The following is a 21,258-nucleotide window of genomic DNA, read 5'->3' on the forward strand; positions in this document are numbered from 1 at the left end:
CGCGTCGCGCGCGTAAAGGTTCGCTAGCGCGGCGCTAGCGAACCTGCCACCAGCGCGGCAACAGGCGCCGCACTTCCGGCCTGCGAAAGCGGTCGTCGATCAGATGCACGACGCCGCGGTCCTCTTCGGTGCGGATCACGCGCCCCGCCGCCTGCACGACTTTCTGCAAACCCGGATACAGGTACATGTAGTCGTAGCCATTGCCGAAGCGCGCATCGAGCGCGCGGCGCATCTGCTCGTTGACGTCGTTGATCTGCGGCAGACCGAGCGTCGCGACGAACGCGCCGATCAGTTGCTGCCCGGTCAGATCGACACCCTCCGAAAACGCGCCGCCGAGCACCGCGAAGCCGATGCCCTGATTCATCGTCCTGAAGCGCGCGAGAAACGCATCGCGCGCGGCTTCGTCCATGCCGGGTTCCTGCGCCCACACCGGCAAGCCGGGATGCCGCTCGCGCAGCAGCGCGACCACGCGTTGCAGATAGTCGAAACTGCTCAGGAACCCCAGATAATTGCCGGGCTGGGAGTCATACTGCTTCGCGATCAGCTCCACGATCGGCGCGAGCGAGCGTTCGCGGTCACGCCAGCGCGTCGACACATGAGCGGCCACGTGCACCTGCAACTGCTCCGCGCGAAACGGTCCCTCGACGTCGAGCCATTGCGTATCCTCGGCTAGCCCAAGTGTGTCGCGATAGAAATGCTGCGGATTCAGCGTGCCGGAGAACATCACCGTGGTACGCGCGGCCGCATAGCGTGGCGCGAGGAACGGCGCGGGGATCACGTTGCGCACGCAGAGCGTCGCACTGGTTTTGTCGCGCGGCGCGTAGCGGTCGGCGCTCAATGTCACGTCGAACATCGAGTGCTCGCCGAACTGCTCGGCGAGCGCGACGAAGTGCATCGCGTCGAAGAAAACCCGCAGCGCATGTTCGTCGATCGACAACGGCGCGTCGGCGAGCTGATCCGTTACCGCGCCGATCAGATTCTGCGCGGCGGACAGCAATTTGCCGGGCACCTCCGCGTACACCTGATAGCTGGACGTCTGCGTGCGCTTCACCGCATTCCACTCGCGCTGCAAGCGTTCGAGCGGCTTCTTCAGCGCCACCGGCGCGCTCTTGCGCGCGAGCCGGAACGCGCTTTGATCTAGCGACGCGGTATACATGCGCCGCGCGCGTTCGAGCAGGTTGTGCGCTTCGTCGACCAGCACGCCGGCGCGCCACTGGTTGATCTGCGTGAGCGCATGCAGCATCGCGCTCCCGTCGTAGTAGTAGTTGTAATCGCCGACGATCACATCGGCCCAGCGCGCGAGCTCCTGCGACAGATAGTACGGACAGATATTGTGCGTGAGCGCAGCCTCGCGCACCGCCGCGCGATCGAGCCGTGGCGTCGCCAACGCGGCGGCGCGCGCCGCATCGAGACGGTCGTAAAAGCCGCGCGCGAGCGGACAGGACTCGCCGTTGCAGGCTTTGTCCGGATGCTCGCAGGCTTTGTCGCGCGCGACGAGTTCGAGCGTTCTGAGCGGCAACGGCGCGCTCTGGTGCAGCGAGTCGATCGCATCGAACGCGAGCGCGCGGCCCGGCGTCTTCGCGGTCAGAAAGAACACGCGATCGAGCCGCTCTTCGCCGCAGGCTTTCAGCAACGGAAAAATCGTCGCCAGCGTCTTACCGATACCGGTCGGCGCCTGCGCCATCAACGGCTTGCCGTCGCGTGCCGCGCGATACACGGCCACCGCGAGCTCGCGCTGCCCGCGCCGAAACCGCCCATACGGAAACTGCAACGCGACGAGCGCCGCGTTGCGCGCGACGCGATGCGCGTCTTCCTGCACGGCCCAATCGAGAAATCGTTCACACTGGTCGACGAAGAAGATTTCGAATTCGCGCGCGCTGTGCTGCTGCGTCAGCACGGTTTCCTTCTGACTGCCGATATCGAAGTACACGAGCGCGATCGTCAGCTCGCCGAGCCCGCGCGCCCGGCACAGCAGATGCCCATACACGAGTGCCTGCGCCCAATGCAGCACGCGATGATTCGCGGGCATACGCGCGAGATCGCCGCGATACGTCTTCACTTCTTCGAGCCGGTTCGCGATTCCGTCGTAGCCGTCCGCGCGGCCACGCACGGTCAGACTGCGATGCGTGCCCGTCAGCGTGAGTTCGGTTTCGTAGCCGCTCGCGCGACGGCCGGCGACCATCTGATGACCCGCGATGCCTTCGAGCGAAGTCGGCGCGGGCGTGAAGCGCAGATCGAGATCGCCGCGCCGAGCGGTGAATTCGCACATCGCGCGGACGGCCACCACGTAGCTCATACGACGCGCTCCGCTGCGGCTTGCGTCGCGGCGTCCGCTTCGCTCTGCGCCTCTTGCCCGGCCCAGCGCACGTCGACGACGCGCACTGGCATGCCGTGCTGCGCGCAGTACGCGAGCCAGCGGATCTGGTTGTCCTGCAGACGATCGCCGGGGCCTTTCACCTCGATCAGTTCATAGCGACGCTCGGCCGGCCAGAACCGGATCAGGTCGGGCAAGCCCGAACGATTGCCGCGAATGTCGCGCAGCAAGCGCTCGAAGCACAGCTTCAGATGCGCGGCGGGCAGACAGTCGAGCGCGAGCGCGATGAGGTCGGGCGTCAGCAGTCCCCAGAATACGAACGGCGACTGCATGCCGGCCTTGTCGTGCAGATGCCGCAGAATCGTGTCGCGATAGACGCCGCTATCGAGCTGCGCGAAGCACGCGGCGAACTGCGTGGCGCGACGCGCGTGAAAGTCCGGCGCGTGCAGATCGGCCGGTCCGCGTTGGAACGGATGAAAAAACGCGCCGGGCAACGCCGTGAACACCGGCTCCCAGCACAGCAGGCCGAACAGCGAATTGATCAGCGCGTTCTCGACGTAGTGCACCGGCGCGGCGTCGCTGCTCAAATGATCGCGCACCAGGTACTCGACGGCCACCGGCGTATCAGGCTTCGGCAGCACCAGCGTGCCGCGCTCCACAGGCCTCGCCGCTGGTACGCGCGGCACCGGCTCGCCGCACTTGCGCCGCAAGCGCGGCAACATCCTGGCGACGCGCTGCGCCTCTTCTTCGCTCTCAGGCGCGGCATCGGCCTGCGAGGCCAGCGCCAGCGCTTCGGCGTAACGCTCGCTGCGCTCGAGCACGCGCATGCGTCGAAGACGCGCGCCGGGCCAGGCGCACGCGTCGTACACCGCGAGCGCGGTGTCCCACTGCCCGCGCCGCTCGCAATCCTGGCCGATCCGGAACAGTAGTTTCGCGCGACGCGTTTCCAGCCACGGATTCGCGGTGCCGATCGAGCGGACGGTCGCGATCAGTTCGTGAAGGGTGGGGGTGTCGGTGCCGACCGGTAGCCATTCGAGCGCATCGCGGCACGCGTGCAGCGCGAGATAAACGTCGACGTCCGCGCGTTGCTGGAACGCGCGCGACCAAGGCCCGAACGCGACCTTCTCGTACTGGAACACGCCAAGATCGGCGAGCACGAACTCCGACCAGTCCTGATGCAGATTGCCGAAGAACATCAGGCGCAAGCGATCGCACAACGGCGCGATCGCGACGTGCAACACGCGGTCCGTAGAAGCGTCGTGCCAGGCGGCGAGCGGACGTGATGTGCATGCTTGCGCGTCGCCGCTTGCGGTTTCGTAAAACTCGCGCAGCATTTCGAGCAGATCCGGTTTGCGCAAAGCCTTTGCGCCGGGAATCCGCGCGATCGCGTCCGCGAAGATGTCCAGCAATTGCGCACGCGTGCTGAGCGCAAACAGGTCGTCGAGAGACAGGGCCGGCTCGGTGTCGATCCAACGATGCACCGTCATCGGCATCGCCGCCTGCAACGGACAGCCGATTTCGTCGTAAGCCAGGCGGCTCGCGCGGAACAGCATGCCTTTGCGCATCAGCATGCGCACCAGCAGCGCCCGCGATGCCTGCGGCAACGTCGCGAAAGTTTCCAGAAAAGCGTGCTCTTCGTCGTCGAGCAGATCGTCGTAACGCGCGGCAAGCCACGCAAGCGCGCGCTCGAAATTCAGCAGGTAGTAAGGGGCTTCAGAGCGGATCTCTGAGCGAGCATCGGTTGCCACGGACTTTGTGCGGGACCTGTATGTTTATACAGTGATGATAGCAAAGTCCGGCGCTGCGACCGCCGCGCATCAGCCCGCGAGCCACACGACCGTCAGCGAGCGCACGCCCTGCGCGCCGCGAATCAGTACGCCCTCGATATCGGCGGTGGCCGAAGGGCCGGTAACGAGCGCCGCGTAACGCGCCCTGCGGAAATCGTCGCGACGATAGACGTCTTGCAGTCCATCGAGCAAGTGCGCCGGATCGAGCAGCACGACCAGATGCTGAACGATGTAGCCCAATGCATTGACCACATATTCGCGCTCGCTAAACCACACCGAGCCGGTTTCGGCGACGCCAAAGCGCGCACGGACCAAACCGACGTCGACGTCCTGCAGCGATGCGGGGTCCGTATCCGCGCCGATCTTGCGCGTGCCCGGCACTTCGGCGCTCGCCGATGCGATCGATGCCACCGCGCCAAAACGCTCGCGAATCAGATCGCTGACGTCGCTCGCGCTGGCCGCTTCGACGCAAGTGCCGCCCATCGTTTGCAACGCCGCCGTGAAGCGCGCCCGCAGATCGCCGCCAACCGCTTCGAACAGCGGCACGTCGGGACGCGGCCGCGCGGCCGGTTGCGCGGCGCGCACCTTGGCGAGAAAAGCCTCACGCGTTGTCATCGCCGCCTCCGCGATTCTTTTTGTACCAGGCATGAAAAGTCATCTTCGGCGCCTCCGGCAATTCGCGCTGCCGGCCCCAGATATTCAGAGGGTTGTACAGCACGAAATTCGGCAGCCGCCGCAACGCGCTGCCCATCGACGACACCGTCGCGCGATACAAGGTCGGACTCGATAGCAGACGTCCCGCCATCTTCAGGACCTCCTGCTTCACGAACGGCACTTCGTGCTGCTCGGCGATCACCGCGCGCCACTTATAGATCTGCTCGTGAATGTTGATCTTCACCGGACACACATTCGTGCAACTGCCATTGAGTGTCGATGCGAACGGCAACGCGCTATAGCGTTTCAGATCGAACGTCGGATTGATGATCGCGCCGATCGGCCCCGAATAGGTGCCGCCATACGACAGGCCGCCGCTGCGTCGATAGACCGGACACGTATTCATGCACGCGCCGCAGCGTATGCATTTGAGCGAGTACCAGAAGTCCTCCATCGCGAGCCGTTCGGAGCGGCCATGATCGACGAGGATGAAATGCATCTCGGTGCCCGGCCGCGGCGCACGAAAATGCGACGTGTACTGCGTGATCGGCGAACCCAATGCGCTGCGCGACAGCATGCGCACGAACACGCCGAGATCCGACACCTTCGGTATCAGCTTCTCGATTCCGATCGATGCGATATGCAGCGGCGGCACGTTCGCCGAAAGATCGGCATTGCCTTCGTTCGTGCAGACGACGACCGTGCCCGTTTCCGCCACCGCGAAATTGCAGCCGGTCATGCCGGCCGTTTTCTCGCGCACGAAATACGGCCGCGTATTCATGCGCTGGCTTTCGGCCAGATAGTGGATATCGCTATTGCCCGGATCGGTGCCGATGGTCCGGCCGAACAACTCGGCCACGTCCGCGCGCAGCTTGTGCACGGCCGGCACGACCATATGACTCGGGTCCTGATGATCGAGCTGCTGGATGCGCTCGCCGAGGTCCGTTTCCATCACGGTCATGCCGCGCGGTTCGAGATACTCGCGCATCCGGCATTCGTCGGTCAGCATCGACTTGCTCTTCACGAGCGTCGTCATGCCGCGCTCGGACATCAGCTTGTGGACGATCGCGTTGTGCTCTTCCGCGCTCGCTGCCCAATGCACGACCACGCCATTGGCCTCGGCCGCCGCCGCGAACTGCTCCAGGTAGTCGGCCAGATGCGACAGCGTGTGTTCCTTGATGCCCGACGCCAGCGAGCGCAACGTTTCCCATTCGGCAATGCCGTGCGCCTGCGCGTCGCGCTTCTCGCGCAGGTCCCACAGACGCTTGTCGTGAAACGCGACATGCTCGGTCTTGCTGATGAAAGAACCCGCGGCTTTGGCGTGATCGATGCGGTGATGGTCGCCGCTCATGCGCGTGCTCCATTGAGAACCTGCGCGATATGAATGAAGCGCGCGTCGGCTTTCATGCGTTCCGCGCAACCCTGCTGGTGCATCAGGCACGACATGTCGCCCGAAACGATGTACTCGGCGCCCGCATCCAGATGGTCGCGCACCTTGTCCTGCCCCATGCGCACCGACACCGCCTCTTCGGTGACCGAGAACGTGCCGCCAAAACCGCAACATTCGTCGGGCCTCGCCGGCTTGACGAACTCGATGCCCTTCACGCCTTCGAGCAACGCGCGCGGCTTCGAAAACGGCGTGCCGGCGATTTCCGACGCCGACGCCTGCTTCAGATGACGCAGCGCGCTGCAACTGGTGTGTAGACCGACACGATGCGGAAATTCGGCCCACGGAAATTCGCGCGCGCCGATCACGTCGTGCAGAAACTCGACCAGTTCGTAAGCGCCTGCGCGCACTTTCTTCACTTCGTCGGTCTGCTCGAGCGCGCTCAGATGTTCGCGCACGTGATGAATGCAACTCGCGGACGGCCCGACGATGTAGTCGTAACCCGCGAAGTTGCGCGCGAATAGTCGCTCCGTGGCGGCGGCGTCCGCATGCGCGCCACTATTGGCCATCGGCTGGCCGCAGCAGGTCTGCTGCTGCGGATAGTCGACCTCGATGCCGAAACGTTCGAGCAGTTCGAGCGTCGCGATACCGACCTCCGGATAGAACGCGTCGATAAAGCACGGGATAAACAGCGCGACTTTCATAGGCTCTTCAGGAAAAGCGGCGGGAACGATGTCTGTTGACCGGTGTGGTCGGCGATCGCGAGATGAAACGCGGCATCGAGTTCGGCGAGATTCGCGCGATCGCGCGAGAGCGACGCGGCCTTCAACGCCTCGAACGCCGCGCGGATTTTCTTCAGATCGGTGGCGGTTGCGCGCTGCGCGGCATAGACCGACGAAATCGCTTCGAGCCCCTGGCGCAACTCCAGAATGTCGGCACTGGTGCGCGGATTCTGCAGCAACAGTTCGGCAAGCGGCTTCGAGATGATGGGCGCGGTCACGTCGACCACCGTGAAACCGCCGCGCCCCGACGTTTCGATGTAACCGTCCGCCTCCAGCCGGATCAGCGCCTCGCGCAGCGATGGTCGCGACACGCCGAGCTGCGCCGCGAGATCGCGCTCGGCCGGCAGACGGTCGCCGGGCATCAGCGTGCCCTCCGAGATCAGTTGCTTGATCTGGTCGGACACCACGTCGGAAATGCGCTTGCGCGCGAAGGACGGAATCGGGGTGAATGGCATAAGCGGCGAACGATGAAGCCGGTTGACAAAGCGCGCGGCTACTCCACGGTGCGGGAATTATACCGTTCGACACCATGCGACGATTCGCCGATCTCAACGCGGCTGCCCGGTATAAAAGCTCACGAGGTCACGCTTCATCGCGCGCAGCGCGGCATCGTCGAGATACACCATATGGCCGGTCGGATAGTAGGCGATGCGCACGTTCTCGCGCAGCGACCGATCGAGGCCGAGATGCGCGAGCGCATATTCGGTCGCATAGAACGGCGTGGCGAGATCGAAGTAGCCGTTCAGCGATAACACCCGCAACTGCGGATTCTGCCGCATCGCTTCGGCCAGATCGCCGCCTGCGTAGGGCAGCTCCAGCCGTTCGCCCCACCATTCGCGATGTTTCCAGTCCCATTGCTTCAACGCGTCGTCGCTGAACACCACGTAACGGTCGGTTGGCGTGTAGTGCAGGTCGTCCGACAGATGCTGATGAAGCGCCGCATTGAACGCATTCGACACGCTGCTCACCGACGCATCGAAGTCCGGATCCTCCGATGCATCGTCGTAGTTCAGGCCTTCGAAACGCGCATCGTAGCGGCCCACGCTGCGCGACTCGTTGCGCAGCAACTCGTTTCGAAAACGCGACGGATAAAGACGCAGACGGTTACGCTTCACGAAACCCACGTCCAATCCGGTGAAGTACGCGATGCGCGCGGCGATCGCGTCGCGCTGATCGTCGGGCAGCGCATCGCCCTGTTCGAGCGCCTGCGCATAGGGTCCGCGGGCGAACGCGCGTGCTTCGTCGAGAAAGGCCGGCAGGCTCGCGGGCTTCGGTGTGACCTTGTCGTGATACCACGCGATCGCCGCGAAACTCGGCAGATAACTCTCGCTCCTGAAATCGTTGCCGGGCGCGAACGCCGCGGAATTGAGCACCGACGACAGCAGGATCACGCCGTTCAGCGCGATATTGTTCTGCCCCAACTGATAAGCGAGTATCGCGGCGCGCGCGGTGCCATACGATTCGCCGAGCAGGTACTTCGGCGAATTCCAGCGCTGATTCACCGTCAGATAACGGTCGATGAATTGCGCAAACGCACGGACGTCCTGATCGACGCCCCAGAAGTCCTTGCCCGTGCCATGCCCGACCGGTCTCGACAGGCCCGCGCCGACCGCGTCGATGAACACGAGGTCGCTGGTGTCGAGCAGGCTATCGGGGTTGTCGTCGAGCGTGTACGGCGCGGGCGGCGTGCTCGCGGGGCTCGCGGTGCGCACGCGTTTCGGGCCGACCGAGCCCATCATCAGGAATACGCTGCCGGCGCCTGGGCCGCCGTTGAACAGAAAGGTGATCGGACGCGTCGCAGGCGTCCTGGTCGGCACCGTGTACGCGACATAGAACACGCTCGCGTTCGGCGCGCCGGTCTTGTCGTGCAGCAACAGATTGCCCGCGCTCGCCGTGTAGTCGAGCTTGCGGCCGTTCAGGCGAAGCGAATGCGTGGTGACGCTGGCGGTTTCGGGCGGCACGGGAATCGCGGGCGTCGAGGCCCTGTCGTTGCGAGGCGTTGCCGTCGCGTCGGCCGAGTCCGGTGCATTCGATGCAGCCTGCGTGTCGCCACGCGCAGCCGTCCGCTTGCGCGGCTCGCCGTTCGGGCGCGCCGTCATCGCGTGCGGCTCGCTCGATTCGCCGACCGGCGACGCGTTCGCCTCCGGCCCCTGGCGTGGTGCGATCGGCGCGAATGCGGCGGCGTCCGTGCTTCCCCCCGTTGCCGTGCTTTCCGAGGTGCTCGACGCATCGGCCTGTTCGGCTGCCATGCACCGTTCGCCGAACGGCACCACACCAGCGACAGAAAGCGTCACCGTCAGCGCGGCGGCCGGCAATCCGGCTGTCAGCAAGCGGCTCAATGAAGAAGAGAAGCGATGGATCATGAAGTTTTCCGCGACGAGTCGAAACGCGCTGGAATCGGGCTAGCCGGGTTCGGGAGCACACCCGGCGCTCGATTCTTGACGCAAGTTTGCGCGGCGTCAACCGTCGGCGCCACAGCACGCCGAACATTACAAAGCGCTTTTTCCTCGACGTGGCGCAGACCTGCGCAGTCATGGCAGAATCGACAGCGCCTTCGTCGCCTTGTCGAGAATACCCAATGGACCAACTGGTACTGGATGCATTCGACGCTGCCGCGCTGATCCCCGGCTTTCGCGCGCCGCAACTGCCGCACGAGCAGCCCGACCCCTCGACCCTCGACGCCGCCGACCACGCGATGCGGCACTGGACTAGCACCGTCAGCGGCCCGCTGGCGCCCGGCTCCGACGTGCACCGGCAGGAAATGTGCCGCATGTTTCGCGAGACCTTCAATCCGTATCGCCCGTCCGTGCTCGCATGGCCGCAGCTCGAAGCCGCGACGCTCAAGCGCATCGTCGATCTGCCGATCTGGGACATCGCCGTGCAAACCGAAGGCAGGGCGCGGCTGCGCATGGCCGCCTACGCGGCCTCGCTCGACAGCCCGGAGCTGCGCGACGCACTTGCGCTGAACGCGTGGGAAGAGAACCGCCATAAGGAAGTGCTGTCGCGCATGGTGCATGCGTATGGCATCGCGCTCGCGAGCGAGCCGTCGTACGTCTATCCGAAAGACACGGAACGGGCTTACCTCGTGACCGGCTATAGCGAATGTATCGACAGCTTCTTCGCGTTCGGCCTGTTCGAGGTGGCGCGGCGCTCGGGCCTGTTCCCGCCGGCACTGACCGAGACATTCGAGCCGGTGATGCAGGAAGAGTGCCGCCATATTCTGCTGTTCGCGAACTGGGTCGCCTGGCATCGCGCGCAGCTTTCATGGTGGCAGCGCATCCGCTTCGAGCTCAAGGTGGCGGGCGTGTGGGCGTTTCTGGTGTGGGAGCGCATTGGGCTCGCACGCGCGATGGATGCTGACGGCAACGTCCATGAGCACGATAACAACTTCACGGTAAACGGCGCGCAGTCGGTAACGGATGTCGATATCAGCGTGCCCGAATTGATGCAACTGTGTCTTCAGGAAAACGAACGTCGATTCGCTGGGTATGACCCACGGTTGTTGCGGCCCGAAACGATGCCTCGGCTGGTGCGCTTCGGCTTGAAATTCGTGCGCAGGAAAAAGTAAGCCGCGCCGAACGCACTGCCCAGCCACCTTCGGCTGGCCATGATGCCCACCGACCGGATCGTCGCAATCTACAACCCACCGCCCTCTCAGCCCCGCCCCCCTTCCACGAACCGCGCGATCCTCTCGCACGCCTCGATCAATCGATCCTCGCCCACCACCAGCCCCAACCTCACGAAGCCGTTCGCCGTCTCCCCGAACGCACTCGCGTCGAGCACGGCCACGCCTTGTGCGCGAAACAGCTGCCATGTGAACTCGGTCGTATCGAGCCCGGTCCCGCTGACGTCGACCATCATGAACATGCCCGCTTCGGGCAACAGGCACCGCAAGCCCGGCACACGATGCAAGCGCTCGAACACGACGTCGCGCCGCCGCCGGTAGATCTCGCGAATATCGGCGACGATCTCCGCCCTGTTCTCCAAAGCCGTCAACGCGGCCTGCTGGATGAAACCCGGCAGACCGTACAGCATCGCGAGCGCGAGCCGCGCCATGTGCTCGATCAGCGTCGCGGGCCCGATTGTCCAGCCGACACGCCACCCCGCCATCGCATGCGACTTCGACAGGCTGCCGAGCGTGACCGTGCGCTCCGCCATGCCGGACAGCGACGCAATGCTCACGTGATCGCGTTCGAACGTGAGTTCCGCATAGACCTCGTCGGACAGCACCCACAGGTCGTGCTCGCACGCGAGCCGCGCGATGCGTTCGAGATCGGCGCGCGGCATCACCACGCCGGTCGGGTTGCACGGCGTCGCGAAGAATATCGCCCTCGTGCGCAGCGTGATCGCCGCTTCGAGCGCGTCGCAGTCGACGTGAAACGCGCGCGCCGGATCGACCGGCACCGCGACGAGCGTCGCACCCGCCGCGCGCACGCAGGCCTCGTAGGTCAGATACATCGGCTCGGGAACGATCACTTCGTCGCCCGCTTCGAGCAGGCACAGCGACACCGCGAACACGCCGTTTTGCGCGCCGGCGGTCAGCACCACGTTGGTGGCGCTCACGTCGCAGCCCGTCGTGCGCGCGTGCTCGGCGGCAATCGCGGCGCGCAGCGGCTCGCGACCGGCCATCGCCGTATAGTGCGTATCGCCGGCCCGCAACGCATCGATGGCGCGCTCGACGATCGGCGCGGGCGTCGAGAACTCGGGATCGCCAACGCTCAGCACGATCACGTCTTCGCCCCTGGCAGCCGCCTGCTGCGCGACCCGATGAATTTCCCACGCCGACGTGCGCCGCCCTTGCAGTCGCTCGACCAGATTCGAATACTTCATTGCGCTCACCCGTTGTTGTGCGGTCCGTTCCGCCGATCTCTTTCCAATTGACCCGCCAATGTAAAGGCACGCCGGCGAAACGTCCAGATACGAAAAAGGGTCATGCGAGCGGACAACCTCGCATGACCCTGTGCGCAATGTACTGCTGTTTGAATGACTGCTTTGCTTCAAACCCCCGCCAGGTTTTATTTCAAACCCCGTTAAAACTTCGGCGCTTCAAAGCTGCCGGCGCAGTTCAGCCGGCGGCACCTTCATCAGATGCCGGTATTTCGCCACCGTGCGTCGCGCGACCAGCACGCCCTGATCCGCGAGCATCTTCGCGAGCGTCACGTCCGACAGTGGATCACGCGTATTTTCCGCGGCGATCATCTCCTTGAGCAGCGCGCGCACCGCGGCGGCCGAGCAGGTTCCGCCGCTTTCGGTGCCGAGCTCGCGCGGGAAGAAATGCTTGAACTCGAAGATGCCGCGCGGCGTCGCCATATATTTGTTGCCCGTCGCGCGCGAGATCGTGGATTCGTGCAGGCCCAGCTCGTCAGCCACGTCACGCAGCACCATCGGCTTCAGCGCGATCTCGCCGTACAGGAAGAACGCCTTCTGATGCGCGACGATGCATTCGGCAACCCGCTGGATCGTATCGAAGCGCTGTTGCGCGTTGCGGATCAGCCAGCGCGCCTCCTGCAGTTGCTGCGCGAGCGGCGAACGGCTCGCGCCGCCCGACTGCGCGAACAGCTGCGCATACATGCGATGGATTCGCGCCCGCGGCTGCACCGCCGGATTGATCGACACGACCCACTTGTTGCGCACCTGACGCACGATCACGTCGGGCACGACATAGTTATCCTCGGTGCGGCCGTAGCAATTGCCGGGCTTCGGATCGAGCTTGCGCACCAACGCGCAAGCCACACGCAATTCCTCCGCGCTGCAGCCGATCTGTTTTTGCAACTCGGCCTGCTCGCGGCGCGCGAGCCTTTCCAGATGATGCTCGGCGATCTGCCGCGCGACGTCACGTCCCGGCGTATTGGCGGGTAGCGCATTGATCTGCAGCGCGAGGCATTCCGATAGCGAACGCGCGCCGAGCCCCGGACGATCGAGCGCCTGCACGAGGCGCAACGCCACCAGCAGTTCTTCCTCGGTCAGCGTGGGTTCCAGATCGACGCTATCGGCCAGGTCGGCCAGCGACTGCCGCAGATAGCCGTCGTCGTCGAGCGCCTCGATGATGAAACGGGCCACCGCGCGATCGCGGTCGTCTAGCCGGTACAGGCGCAACGCGTCGTGCAACTGTTCGCGCAGCGTGGGTTGCGAGCGAGCCCAATCGGCCGGGTCGCTGCCGTCCGCGTCGCCGTTCTGGCGCGTCGAGTTGCGCGAACCGTAGTCGCCGGAAAAATCGGCGGGCATGTCGTCCTGGCCCGCGCTTTCGAGCGTATCGCTACCGGCGCTTTCCGCCGGCAGTCCGTCCGGCTCGGCGGCGGCAAGCGTATCGACGGCGGGCGGCGCGTTGGCGTCTTCACCTTCGCCTGGCGTCGTGCCGGCGAGCGCGACGTCCTCAGCTTCGGATGAGTCGTATTCGAGGAACGGATTGGTATCGAGCGCCGTGCGCAATTCCTGCTGGAACTCGAGCGCCGACAATTGCAAGAGCCGCACCGACTGCTGAAGACGAGGCGTCAATGCGAGAGACTGCCTTGTACGAAGTTCGATTGAAGGCATTGGAGTGATCCCGTTCGTTAATAGCCTCAGACTCAACGAGCCGAGTTCACTGACCAACGCAACGTCCGTACCAGATCGCGCAAGACGCTGTTTTGATTGCGCTTTGTTTATTCAGGCGGATGAATTGCCCTGACCGGGCGCGCCGGTTTTTACAAACGGCAGGCAATTTCCGGTCCCTTTCTTCACCTCTCCGTCGACCTCGCGCATGGCCGGCGCCGCAGCCCTATTCGTCAGTCGAAACTCCGCGGTGCATGCGGCTTTCGCGAGCGACATGGATTGGCTCGCAGCCGGCAGGCACGATGGTTGCGGAGCGACGGTGTGTGGACGGACACCGCCCTTCGCAAACACCTCGATCGAGCGCGGATGCGAGTACAGCGTCCGGTGTCGAGAAACGGGCCCCTGACGGTACCGTAGCGGCGACGACCCCACGTGTCTCATCAGCGGCTTCGGCCGCGATCGGCCACCGGCCAACAAGACCGCCATTTTCATTACCACCTGATGGAGAGAACCATGAAGACGATCCAGCTTCTGAAGACCGCAGGCAGCATCGCCGTCGTCGCGTTCGCGCTGAACGCGAACGCCCAGACCAGCGCTTCGGCCCCGCCAGCGGCGTCGGAAAGCATCGGCCAGCATATCGACGATGGCACCATCACGACCAAGGTCAAGGCTGATCTGCTTGCCGCGAAGAACGTCAAATCGACGCATATCCACGTGAAGACCCGCAAGGGCGTCGTGTGGCTCACGGGTTCGGTGCCGTCGGCCGACGACAAGTCCGCCGCCGAAGATGTCGTGCAAAGCGTGAAGGGCGTAACCAGCGTGAAGAACCATCTGAAGGTCGCGGCTGACTGATATCCGCGCGATCGGGTCGCACCGATTCGACTGAACAGAACGTAACAGAGCCGGCTGGCAGAGCCGGCTCTTCCTTATTGCACTGACGCGTCGATCAATGCTTCATCGCCGCATACTGGTCGCGCAGATCGCGCACCCGGTCATGCGTTTGCAGCACGCCCTGGTACTGCCGCTCGACGATTGCCCGCACGTCCGCCGGCAAATCCTTCTCCAGCGCGTCGTGATAGCGTTTCTTCGCGACGTCCTCGCCTTTTTCGCACTCGGCAAGAATCGCATGGTCGCTGCGATTCGCTACCGCCGATTTCACGTCGACCCAGCCGCGATGCAGCGCACCGCTCATGCTGCCGCCGGTTTCGGGCTTGCCGCCCAGGGTCTGAACGGCATCCTGCAACTCACGCGCGCCGCGCGAGCAGTCCTCGGCACTCGAACGGAACAGCATCTTCAGCTGGTCGTCGTGCGCATCCTCGGCTGCCTTCATAAAGCCCTTTTCGCCATCCTTCGACGTTTCGACCAGATCATTCAATACGGAAACAACGTTGGTAGCCATTCAATACCTCCAAGGGTTTCGTTCATCGCGGAATCCGCCGCGCGGGGCTTTTTATGCGCCTCGCGATGAATCGGTTCGACGCGCGGCGGGCTGCATTTGATAGCACGCATCACGCGTGCCCGGCACCTCGCGCGAGCCGATGCGTAGCGAAAGGCAGCTCGAACGAGCGCAGCCGCCGCGCCGATGCGCGGCAACCGCGGGTGTCGCGCGACGTCGAAACAGCGCGGAAAACGGAAAACGGAATCGGGATAGGGGCGGTCAGTTAGCCTGACCGATCCCCTCCCACACCACCCGGCATGCGGGTCCGCACCGGGCGGTTCGAGCAGTTGAGGTCATGAGAGGCGGGGTACGCCAAGACGGTCGAAGTAAGCAACTGGCATGGCCCGGTTCAGCAACAGGTAGCTGTTGTGCCACCAGCGACGGCTGTTCGCCGCCACCAGCCTGGCCTCTGATTCCGAAGCACCCAGCGCTCGCAACTCCCGATACATTGTCTTGCCCCGGCGCCAGTGCTTGAGCTGCAGCGCACGCAGACGGTGCCTGATCCATTCGTCGAGTTCACGGAACACCCGCGGCGTCTGGGCCAGATTAAAGTACGCCTTCCAGCCCAGCATATACGCCCGCATTCGCTCCGCCACCTCCGGCAGGCTGCGCCCGCACGAACGGCGTGTCAGTTCCCGGATGCGTTGTTTGAAGTTCGCCAAGGCCTTGCCAGCTACCGCGCATTTCACCTGCCGGCCTTTCCCGTGCCACAGCGTGTAGCCCAGGAACTTGCGCCGGGATGCTGGCGCGACCGCTGTCTTGGCCTCGTTGACCTTCAGATGGAGTCGTGCATAGAGCCTGCACAGGCCCTCCAGCACCCGTTCGCCCGACCTCCGGCTGCGCACGTACACGTTGCAGTCGTCGGCGTAGCGCACGAAGCGGTGGCCACGCTTCTCTAACGCCCGATCCACCTCGTCCAGCAACACATTGGCCAGCAGCGGCGAGAGTGGCCCGCCTTGCGGCGTACCCTCGTATCGCTCGCGGAGCACGCCGCCATCCATGATTCCGGCCGCAAGGTAATGCCGGATCAGACGCAATACCGCCTTGTCGCCGATCCGCCTCGATAGGCGTTCCATCAGGATGTCGTGATTGACCCGGTCGAAGAACTTCTCCAGATCCACATCGACCACCACCCGATAGCCGTCCTGCACATGCCGCTGTGCCATCAGCACCGCGTCACGCGCCCGACGCCCCGGCCGGAAGCCATAACTGTGTTCGGAGAACGTAGGGTCAATGATGGGTTGCAGGACTTGCAGCAGGGCTTGCTGGATCAGCCGGTCCGTCACCGTCGGTATCCCCAGTTCTCGCATCCCGCCCCCGGGCTTCGGTATCTGCACGCGCCTCACCGGCTCGGGCCGGTAGCTGCCATCCAGTAACGCTTCCCGTATCCAGGGCCAGTGCGTCTTGAGATATGCCGCCGTCTCAGCGATCGACCTCCCATCCACCCCTGCACTGCCGCGATTGGCTTTGACGCGTTTCCACGCCATCACCAGATTCGCTCTCGCGAACGCCTGCGCAAGCAGGTCGTCTCGCCCCAGGCTTCCGGCTTCATCGTGCGCCGCCCGTGCTTCATCACGCGACGCTTCCGGCGCGGCTTCACCACGCCTCCTTTCGTCGCGCTCCGCCTTCGCGGAATTCGGATGCATTGCACGTCCGAGCACCACGGCCTTCGGCCCTCCTACTCGTTCGGCCCTTCGCTGGCGGCTTTAGCCTTCCCGGCCACGCCTTCCAGCTATTACGGCCTCTGCTGACTTCTCGCTCCGGTTCAGCACCGTCGCCCTTTCAGGCATGAGGCGAGATCTCCCCAGGTAAGAACGCACTCCTTCATCGCACAACCGCCGCATCTACGCCGCATCGCCTTGGTCACAAGAGCTTCGCGGCCGTTTGCCCGCTCGCCCTGCTCAGCAGCGCCTTCTATGCAGTTCTTGTTCATCGGCTCACGATTTACGCTCCGCGCTTCCTCCCCACACCCGGTCGCCCTCGTGCAGTTGCGCTTCACTTCATTCGCTGTGACCAGCTTATGGCGGGACTTGCACCCGCAGGAGTGCGCCCATGCTGGGCGCACAAACGGAAAACGGCCCGATGATCGCCATCGGGCCGTTTTTTGTCTGTATGCCGCGTCGCTCATATCACGCGCGCTTCTCCGCGAATTCCTTGATCGGCTCAGGAGTCTTCAGCGGATCGAAATCGGCCCAGCGTCCCTGCTGCCAGCGGCCGGTCGCCTTCTCGATCGACACGCCGCCCGCTTCACGCAGCACGCGCGCGGCGTCCAGCTGATTGTCGGGCGACACGTGCACGGCGACGAGCACGCCCGAATCGCGCGACTCCTCGTGATACGGCACGCGATGGTCCGATTTGCCGCGCTCCGTGGTGCGCGACATCGCGCCGACCAGCGAGCCGACATATGCGCCGACGCCGGCCGCGATCAGCGACACCAGCAGCGGCGCGGAAAACACCGCGAAGATCGCCACGCCAATCACCGCGCCAATCACCGCGCCGATCGTCACGCCCATGCCCGCGCCTTTAGGCGCTTCTCGCGCGCCGGGGTCGGTATCGGTGTCGCCGCCGATCGGGAAACGCGCATGCTGGCCGCGCGGATTGACGAAAAACAGCGTGACGTCCTCTTCCACGAAACCCGCATCGAACAGTTTTTGCGCCGCGCTTTCCGCAGCGGGAAAAGTCGTGAAGCGTGCCGCGACGATGAGTGACATACGGCCTCCTTATCGTTAATTGCCGTTCGTGGACCATCCTGTCGCCGGTGGCGCGAGTCGGAAGCAGCGCGCCCAGTCAATGCGACATGCAGCGGCGCTACGCCGCGGCGCCGCGATCCGGTTCCATGCCTTCCACCCTGAACAGTCCGCTATGCAACACTACGCCTTCTCCGTTGTTCTGGTCGAGCGCTTCCGCGCAGACCGAGCGGATGCGCTGACGGCCTCTGTCGAAAGCGGCCATCAACGCCGCTTCAAGCGCGGACTCCGCGCCGAAATGATCTTCCAGAGCCTCGGCAGTGATCGCGCAAACCACTGGCTCGCCATCGACGCGCGCAAGAAAGCGCACGCTCAGATTGGCGCCGTCGAAGGCCGCTTCGTCATCGGGGAAAGTGATCTGCATCAGAGAGTCCTCATAAGCAGGCCGTGGCAGGATCGCGTTCATGACGAGCCCTTCAATTTGCCGGCCAGTTGCTCCGCCATCTCGAGGTGATGCTTGATGGTTGGCAGCGCTTGCGCGGCCGCGGCCTTCAGTTGCGAGTCGGTGCCGCTCTCGCTTTGCTGCTGGAACAGGTCGACCGCGCGCTGATGCGCTTCCACGCCGACCTGCTCGACATAGGCCTGATCGAACTCGGTGCCCTTCAACGTCTGCAGTTTGCCGACCAGCGCGGAATCCGCGGACGGCGTCGGCTTGAAGCCCTTCTTAGCGACCAGCCCGGCCATTGCGTGCGACAGCTTCGTGTGGTCGGCGATCATCTGTTGAGCGAACTTCCTGACATGCGGATCGTTGGAGTTCTTCAGCGCGACCTTGCCAGCGGCGATTTCAGTGGCGTCCGACTTCGACGCTTCGAGCACGAACTGCTGATCCGCGGGTGACAGCGTCGTGCCGCCGGTCGGCGCTGCGCTCGCGGGCGCATCGCTCGCCTGCGCGCAGGCCGTGTCGATCGATGCCGCGCTCACGCCCAACACGGCCAGCGCGGCAGTCAACACTTGTAGGGAATACCGGAATTTCATGCATTTTCTCCCTGTCGAATCACCGATGCGCAGGCTCCGAAGCCAACGCGCGCGCCGCCCGCGATCAAGCCGCCTTGCGCTTCGTCAGTTGCCCGATCAGCGCCTTGTTGAACGCGGGAAGGTCGTCGGGTTTGCGGCTCGAAATAAGATTGCCGTCCTCGACCACTTCCTGATCGACCCACGTGCCGCCCGCGTTGCGAATATCGTCCTGCAGGCTAGGCCAGCTCGTCACCGTGCGCCCCTTGACGATCCCCGCCGATACCGGCAGCCACGTGCCGTGACAGATCACCGCGATCGGCTTCTTCGCGTTGTCGACCGCTTTGACGAACGCCTGCGCCTGCGGCAGCAGTCGCAGCGCGTCGCCGTTCACGACGCCGCCCGGCAACACCAGCGCGTCGTAGTCGTCGGGACTGGCCTTGTCGAAGGTCGCATCGACGTCGACGGTATCGCCCTTGTCGACGTGTTTGAAGCCCTGGATCTTGCCCGGCTTCGCCGAGATCACATGGACCGTCGCGCCCTCCTCGGTGAGCGCGCGTTTCGGCTCCATCAGTTCTGCCTGCTCGAAACCATCTACGGCGAGTACCGCTACCTTGTAGCCATTCAGTGCATCAGTCATGCGTGCTCTCCTTCATGCGGCGCCGCGCTCATGCACTTGCCCGTGAGGCATGTGCATAGGTCTGCGCCTTCGCTAAGCGTGGTTACGCAAAACACGTGCCTGGTTGAGGCAGTGTTCAGCGGGCTGACATTACGTTGGCGATGCACCGACGCTGCGGTTGCGCCGTTCAGCTCGAGCCGCCGCGTGTGCAAAAGCGCCGTGGTCAGACGTCGTTTTCGTCTTCGTCGGAGCGTTCCGCGCCCGGCGGCACTTGCGGATCGACGACGTGGTCGGTGCCGATATCGCGGTCCATCTCCAACGTCGAATCGCCATCGGCCGACGCGCGCTCGCCCGTACCTGAGCGATCGGTATCGCTGCCGAGTGCGGCGTCGCCGGCTTCGAGCGCGTGATTGTCGAGCTCCGTATCGACGTCGAAATCGTGACGCCTCGCGCCCGCCACGTCGCTGCCGCTATCGGACGAGTCGCTGGGACCCAGCGCGCCCGTCGTGCCGGACGTTTGCTTGACGGTCTGCTGCGGCTCTTCATCGGGGTTGAGTGTGCTGCTCATGAAAGCTCCCTTTCCGGTTGGTCACGTCGACTTTTCCGCAAGGACTGTTCCGCCTCAGCGCGCTGGTCACCTACCAGTGGCATCGCCCTTGCTTCCCGCCGATCACACGGCGCACATCGCACCTACTCGGCGAACCGGTTCGAACCGGGTTTGAAACTTCTACCTGCAACAATGGCTACCGCGACTCATTCCACGACCACATCACGCAGCCCGACCACCGCGAACGGCAACACCGCACCCCAACCGATGCCGCCGGGACTGCGCCACGCCGACGACACGAGGCCCGGCTACACACGCAAGCGCGAGCGGAACGGCTTCATCTATTTCGACGTCGACTGCAAGCGCATCGTCGATGAGGACGAGATTCAACGCATCAATTCGCTCGCGATTCCACCCGCGTACGAAAACGTGTGGATCTGCCCCGATCCGTGCGGTCATCTGCAGGCGACCGGCCGCGACGCGCGCGGCCGCAAGCAGTACCGCTATCACCCCCGCTGGCGCGAAACGCGCGACGCCGACAAGTACGAACGGATGGCCGAGTTCGGCCGCGCATTGCCCAAAATCCGCGCGCGCGTGGCGCGTGATCTGAAGCTGCCCGGCATGCCGCTCGACAAGGTCGTCGCGGCCATCGTGCAGTTGCTCGACACGACGCTGATCCGCATCGGCAGCGCAGAATACGCGCGCGATAACCACTCGTACGGATTGACGACGCTGCGCAAGAAGCACGTGAAGATCAGGGCCGGTCAATTGCGCTTCCAGTTTCGCGGCAAGAGCGGCATCGAGCACGACGTGACAGTGGACAATCCGAACATCAAGCGCATCGTGCGACGTTGCGCGGAGCTGCCCGGTCACGACCTGTTCCAGTATCTCGACGAAGACGGCACGCGCCACAGCGTCGGCTCGACGGATATCAACGACTACCTGCGCCGCGTAAGCGGCGCGGACTTCACCGCCAAGGACTACCGCACGTGGGCCGGCAGCGTGTACGCGCTCGCGGCATTGCGCCGCTTGATGTGCAGCAGCGCGGCCGAAGCGCGTCGTCATATCGTCGCGATCGTGAAAGAAGTGGCGACGCTGCTACGCAATACGCCCGCCGTCTGCCGGCGCTGCTATATCCACCCGGTGATCATCAGCGCGTTCGAGGCCGACGAGTTGCAGAGCCTCGCGCCAGGCCAATCGCGCCGCGGACTCAAGGTAGATGAAGTGGCCTTTGCGGTGCTGCTCGCGCAGGCGGAAAAGCGTGCGGCGAAACTCGCGCGCGCATCCGGTGCAAAAGGACGCAAGACGCGGGAGTCGTCGGTCGACGACAGTATCAACGGTTCGTTGACGAGTCTGCTAGAAAAGTCGCGCGTGGTGCGCAAGAAAGCCACCGCCGCGAAAGACAAAAGCGCCGCGGCGCATTTGCGAGCCACGGCACGCGTGCGTACGCGGCGCGCTGCGCGGGAAATGGCCTCCGAACCGAAACCGCCGGCCCAGTGAC

The 21,258-nt window shown here is 64.4% G+C and carries 18 protein-coding genes and 1 pseudogene; 3 read left to right on the forward strand and 16 right to left on the reverse strand.

The window, feature by feature from the left end:
• Nucleotides 1-34 precede the first annotated feature (34 nt).
• The 7 genes and pseudogenes from OKW40_RS24520 to OKW40_RS24550 form a co-directional block, all read right to left on the reverse strand.
• Nucleotides 35-2,296, reverse strand: a complete 2,262-nt coding sequence (locus OKW40_RS24520) for an ATP-dependent DNA helicase (RefSeq protein ID WP_429492108.1) — start codon at nt 2,294-2,296, stop codon at nt 35-37.
• Nucleotides 2,293-4,062 carry a VRR-NUC domain-containing protein gene (locus tag OKW40_RS24525; protein ID WP_429492110.1) on the reverse strand — a complete coding sequence of 590 codons (1,770 nt, stop codon included), beginning with the start codon at nt 4,060-4,062 and terminating at the stop codon, nt 2,293-2,295. The genes OKW40_RS24520 and OKW40_RS24525 overlap by 4 nt, the downstream gene beginning before the upstream one ends.
• A gap of 69 nt (nt 4,063-4,131) precedes the next feature.
• Nucleotides 4,132-4,716, reverse strand: a complete 585-nt coding sequence (locus tag OKW40_RS24530) for a LutC/YkgG family protein (protein ID WP_429492112.1) — start codon at nt 4,714-4,716, stop codon at nt 4,132-4,134.
• On the reverse strand, nt 4,703-6,106 hold the full coding sequence (locus tag OKW40_RS24535; protein WP_429492114.1) for a lactate utilization protein B: 1,404 nt from the start codon (nt 6,104-6,106) through the stop codon (nt 4,703-4,705). Before OKW40_RS24535 ends, OKW40_RS24530 begins: the two co-directional genes overlap by 14 nt.
• Nucleotides 6,103-6,846 carry a (Fe-S)-binding protein gene (locus OKW40_RS24540; RefSeq protein ID WP_429492115.1) on the reverse strand — a complete coding sequence of 248 codons (744 nt, stop codon included), beginning with the start codon at nt 6,844-6,846 and terminating at the stop codon, nt 6,103-6,105. Before OKW40_RS24540 ends, OKW40_RS24535 begins: the two co-directional genes overlap by 4 nt.
• Before the next feature lie 41 nt (nt 6,847-6,887).
• Nucleotides 6,888-7,379: pseudogene (locus tag OKW40_RS24545) on the reverse strand (FadR/GntR family transcriptional regulator); the annotation flags it as partial.
• 93 nt (nt 7,380-7,472) lie between these two features.
• Nucleotides 7,473-9,287 carry a S10 family peptidase gene (locus tag OKW40_RS24550; RefSeq protein WP_429492117.1) on the reverse strand — a complete coding sequence of 605 codons (1,815 nt, stop codon included), beginning with the start codon at nt 9,285-9,287 and terminating at the stop codon, nt 7,473-7,475.
• Between the two features lie 215 nt (nt 9,288-9,502).
• Here OKW40_RS24550 and OKW40_RS24555 point away from each other — a divergent pair, with 215 nt between their 5' ends.
• A complete protein-coding gene (locus tag OKW40_RS24555) occupies nt 9,503-10,492 on the forward strand; it encodes a ferritin-like domain-containing protein (protein WP_429492119.1) in 990 nt (329 codons plus the stop codon).
• An 86-nt stretch (nt 10,493-10,578) separates the two neighbouring features.
• Here the strand turns inward: OKW40_RS24555 and OKW40_RS24560 are convergent, their stop codons facing one another.
• Entirely contained in the window at nt 10,579-11,754 is a 1,176-nt protein-coding gene (locus OKW40_RS24560) for a pyridoxal phosphate-dependent aminotransferase (RefSeq protein ID WP_429492121.1), read from the reverse strand.
• A 216-nt stretch (nt 11,755-11,970) separates the two neighbouring features.
• On the reverse strand, nt 11,971-13,458 hold the full coding sequence (locus OKW40_RS24565) for an RNA polymerase factor sigma-54 (protein WP_429492123.1): 1,488 nt from the start codon (nt 13,456-13,458) through the stop codon (nt 11,971-11,973).
• A 510-nt stretch (nt 13,459-13,968) separates the two neighbouring features.
• Between OKW40_RS24565 and OKW40_RS24570 the strand changes: the two genes are divergently transcribed.
• A complete protein-coding gene (locus tag OKW40_RS24570) occupies nt 13,969-14,307 on the forward strand; it encodes a BON domain-containing protein (protein WP_429353651.1) in 339 nt (112 codons plus the stop codon).
• 94 nt (nt 14,308-14,401) lie between these two features.
• Here the strand turns inward: OKW40_RS24570 and OKW40_RS24575 are convergent, their stop codons facing one another.
• The 7 genes from OKW40_RS24575 to OKW40_RS24605 form a co-directional block, all read right to left on the reverse strand.
• Complete coding sequence (locus tag OKW40_RS24575; RefSeq protein ID WP_187613572.1) at nt 14,402-14,854, reverse strand: PA2169 family four-helix-bundle protein; 453 nt, start codon at nt 14,852-14,854, stop codon at nt 14,402-14,404.
• Nucleotides 14,855-15,186: 332 nt separating this feature from the next.
• The gene (gene ltrA / locus OKW40_RS24580) at nt 15,187-16,557 is read right to left on the reverse strand and encodes a group II intron reverse transcriptase/maturase (protein WP_429490198.1); all 1,371 of its coding nucleotides are present in this window, start codon (nt 16,555-16,557) and stop codon (nt 15,187-15,189) included.
• Nucleotides 16,558-17,022: 465 nt separating this feature from the next.
• The gene (locus OKW40_RS24585) at nt 17,023-17,604 is read right to left on the reverse strand and encodes a hypothetical protein (protein ID WP_184039756.1); all 582 of its coding nucleotides are present in this window, start codon (nt 17,602-17,604) and stop codon (nt 17,023-17,025) included.
• A gap of 97 nt (nt 17,605-17,701) precedes the next feature.
• Nucleotides 17,702-18,046 carry a DUF1488 domain-containing protein gene (locus tag OKW40_RS24590; RefSeq protein WP_429492126.1) on the reverse strand — a complete coding sequence of 115 codons (345 nt, stop codon included), beginning with the start codon at nt 18,044-18,046 and terminating at the stop codon, nt 17,702-17,704.
• On the reverse strand, nt 18,043-18,615 hold the full coding sequence (locus OKW40_RS24595; RefSeq protein WP_184059952.1) for a DUF4142 domain-containing protein: 573 nt from the start codon (nt 18,613-18,615) through the stop codon (nt 18,043-18,045). Before OKW40_RS24595 ends, OKW40_RS24590 begins: the two co-directional genes overlap by 4 nt.
• A 64-nt stretch (nt 18,616-18,679) precedes the next feature.
• A complete protein-coding gene (locus OKW40_RS24600; RefSeq protein WP_429492128.1) occupies nt 18,680-19,231 on the reverse strand; it encodes a type 1 glutamine amidotransferase domain-containing protein in 552 nt (183 codons plus the stop codon).
• Nucleotides 19,232-19,433: 202 nt separating this feature from the next.
• Nucleotides 19,434-19,778, reverse strand: a complete 345-nt coding sequence (locus tag OKW40_RS24605) for a chemotaxis protein (RefSeq protein WP_429492130.1) — start codon at nt 19,776-19,778, stop codon at nt 19,434-19,436.
• Between the two features lie 171 nt (nt 19,779-19,949).
• Between OKW40_RS24605 and OKW40_RS24610 the strand changes: the two genes are divergently transcribed.
• Nucleotides 19,950-21,257 carry a DNA topoisomerase IB gene (locus OKW40_RS24610; protein WP_429492132.1) on the forward strand — a complete coding sequence of 436 codons (1,308 nt, stop codon included), beginning with the start codon at nt 19,950-19,952 and terminating at the stop codon, nt 21,255-21,257.
• Nucleotide 21,258 lies beyond the last annotated feature (1 nt).

The organism is Paraburkholderia sp. RAU6.4a (genome assembly GCF_050435625.1).
Classification (GTDB): Bacteria; Pseudomonadota; Gammaproteobacteria; order Burkholderiales; family Burkholderiaceae; genus Paraburkholderia; species Paraburkholderia tuberum.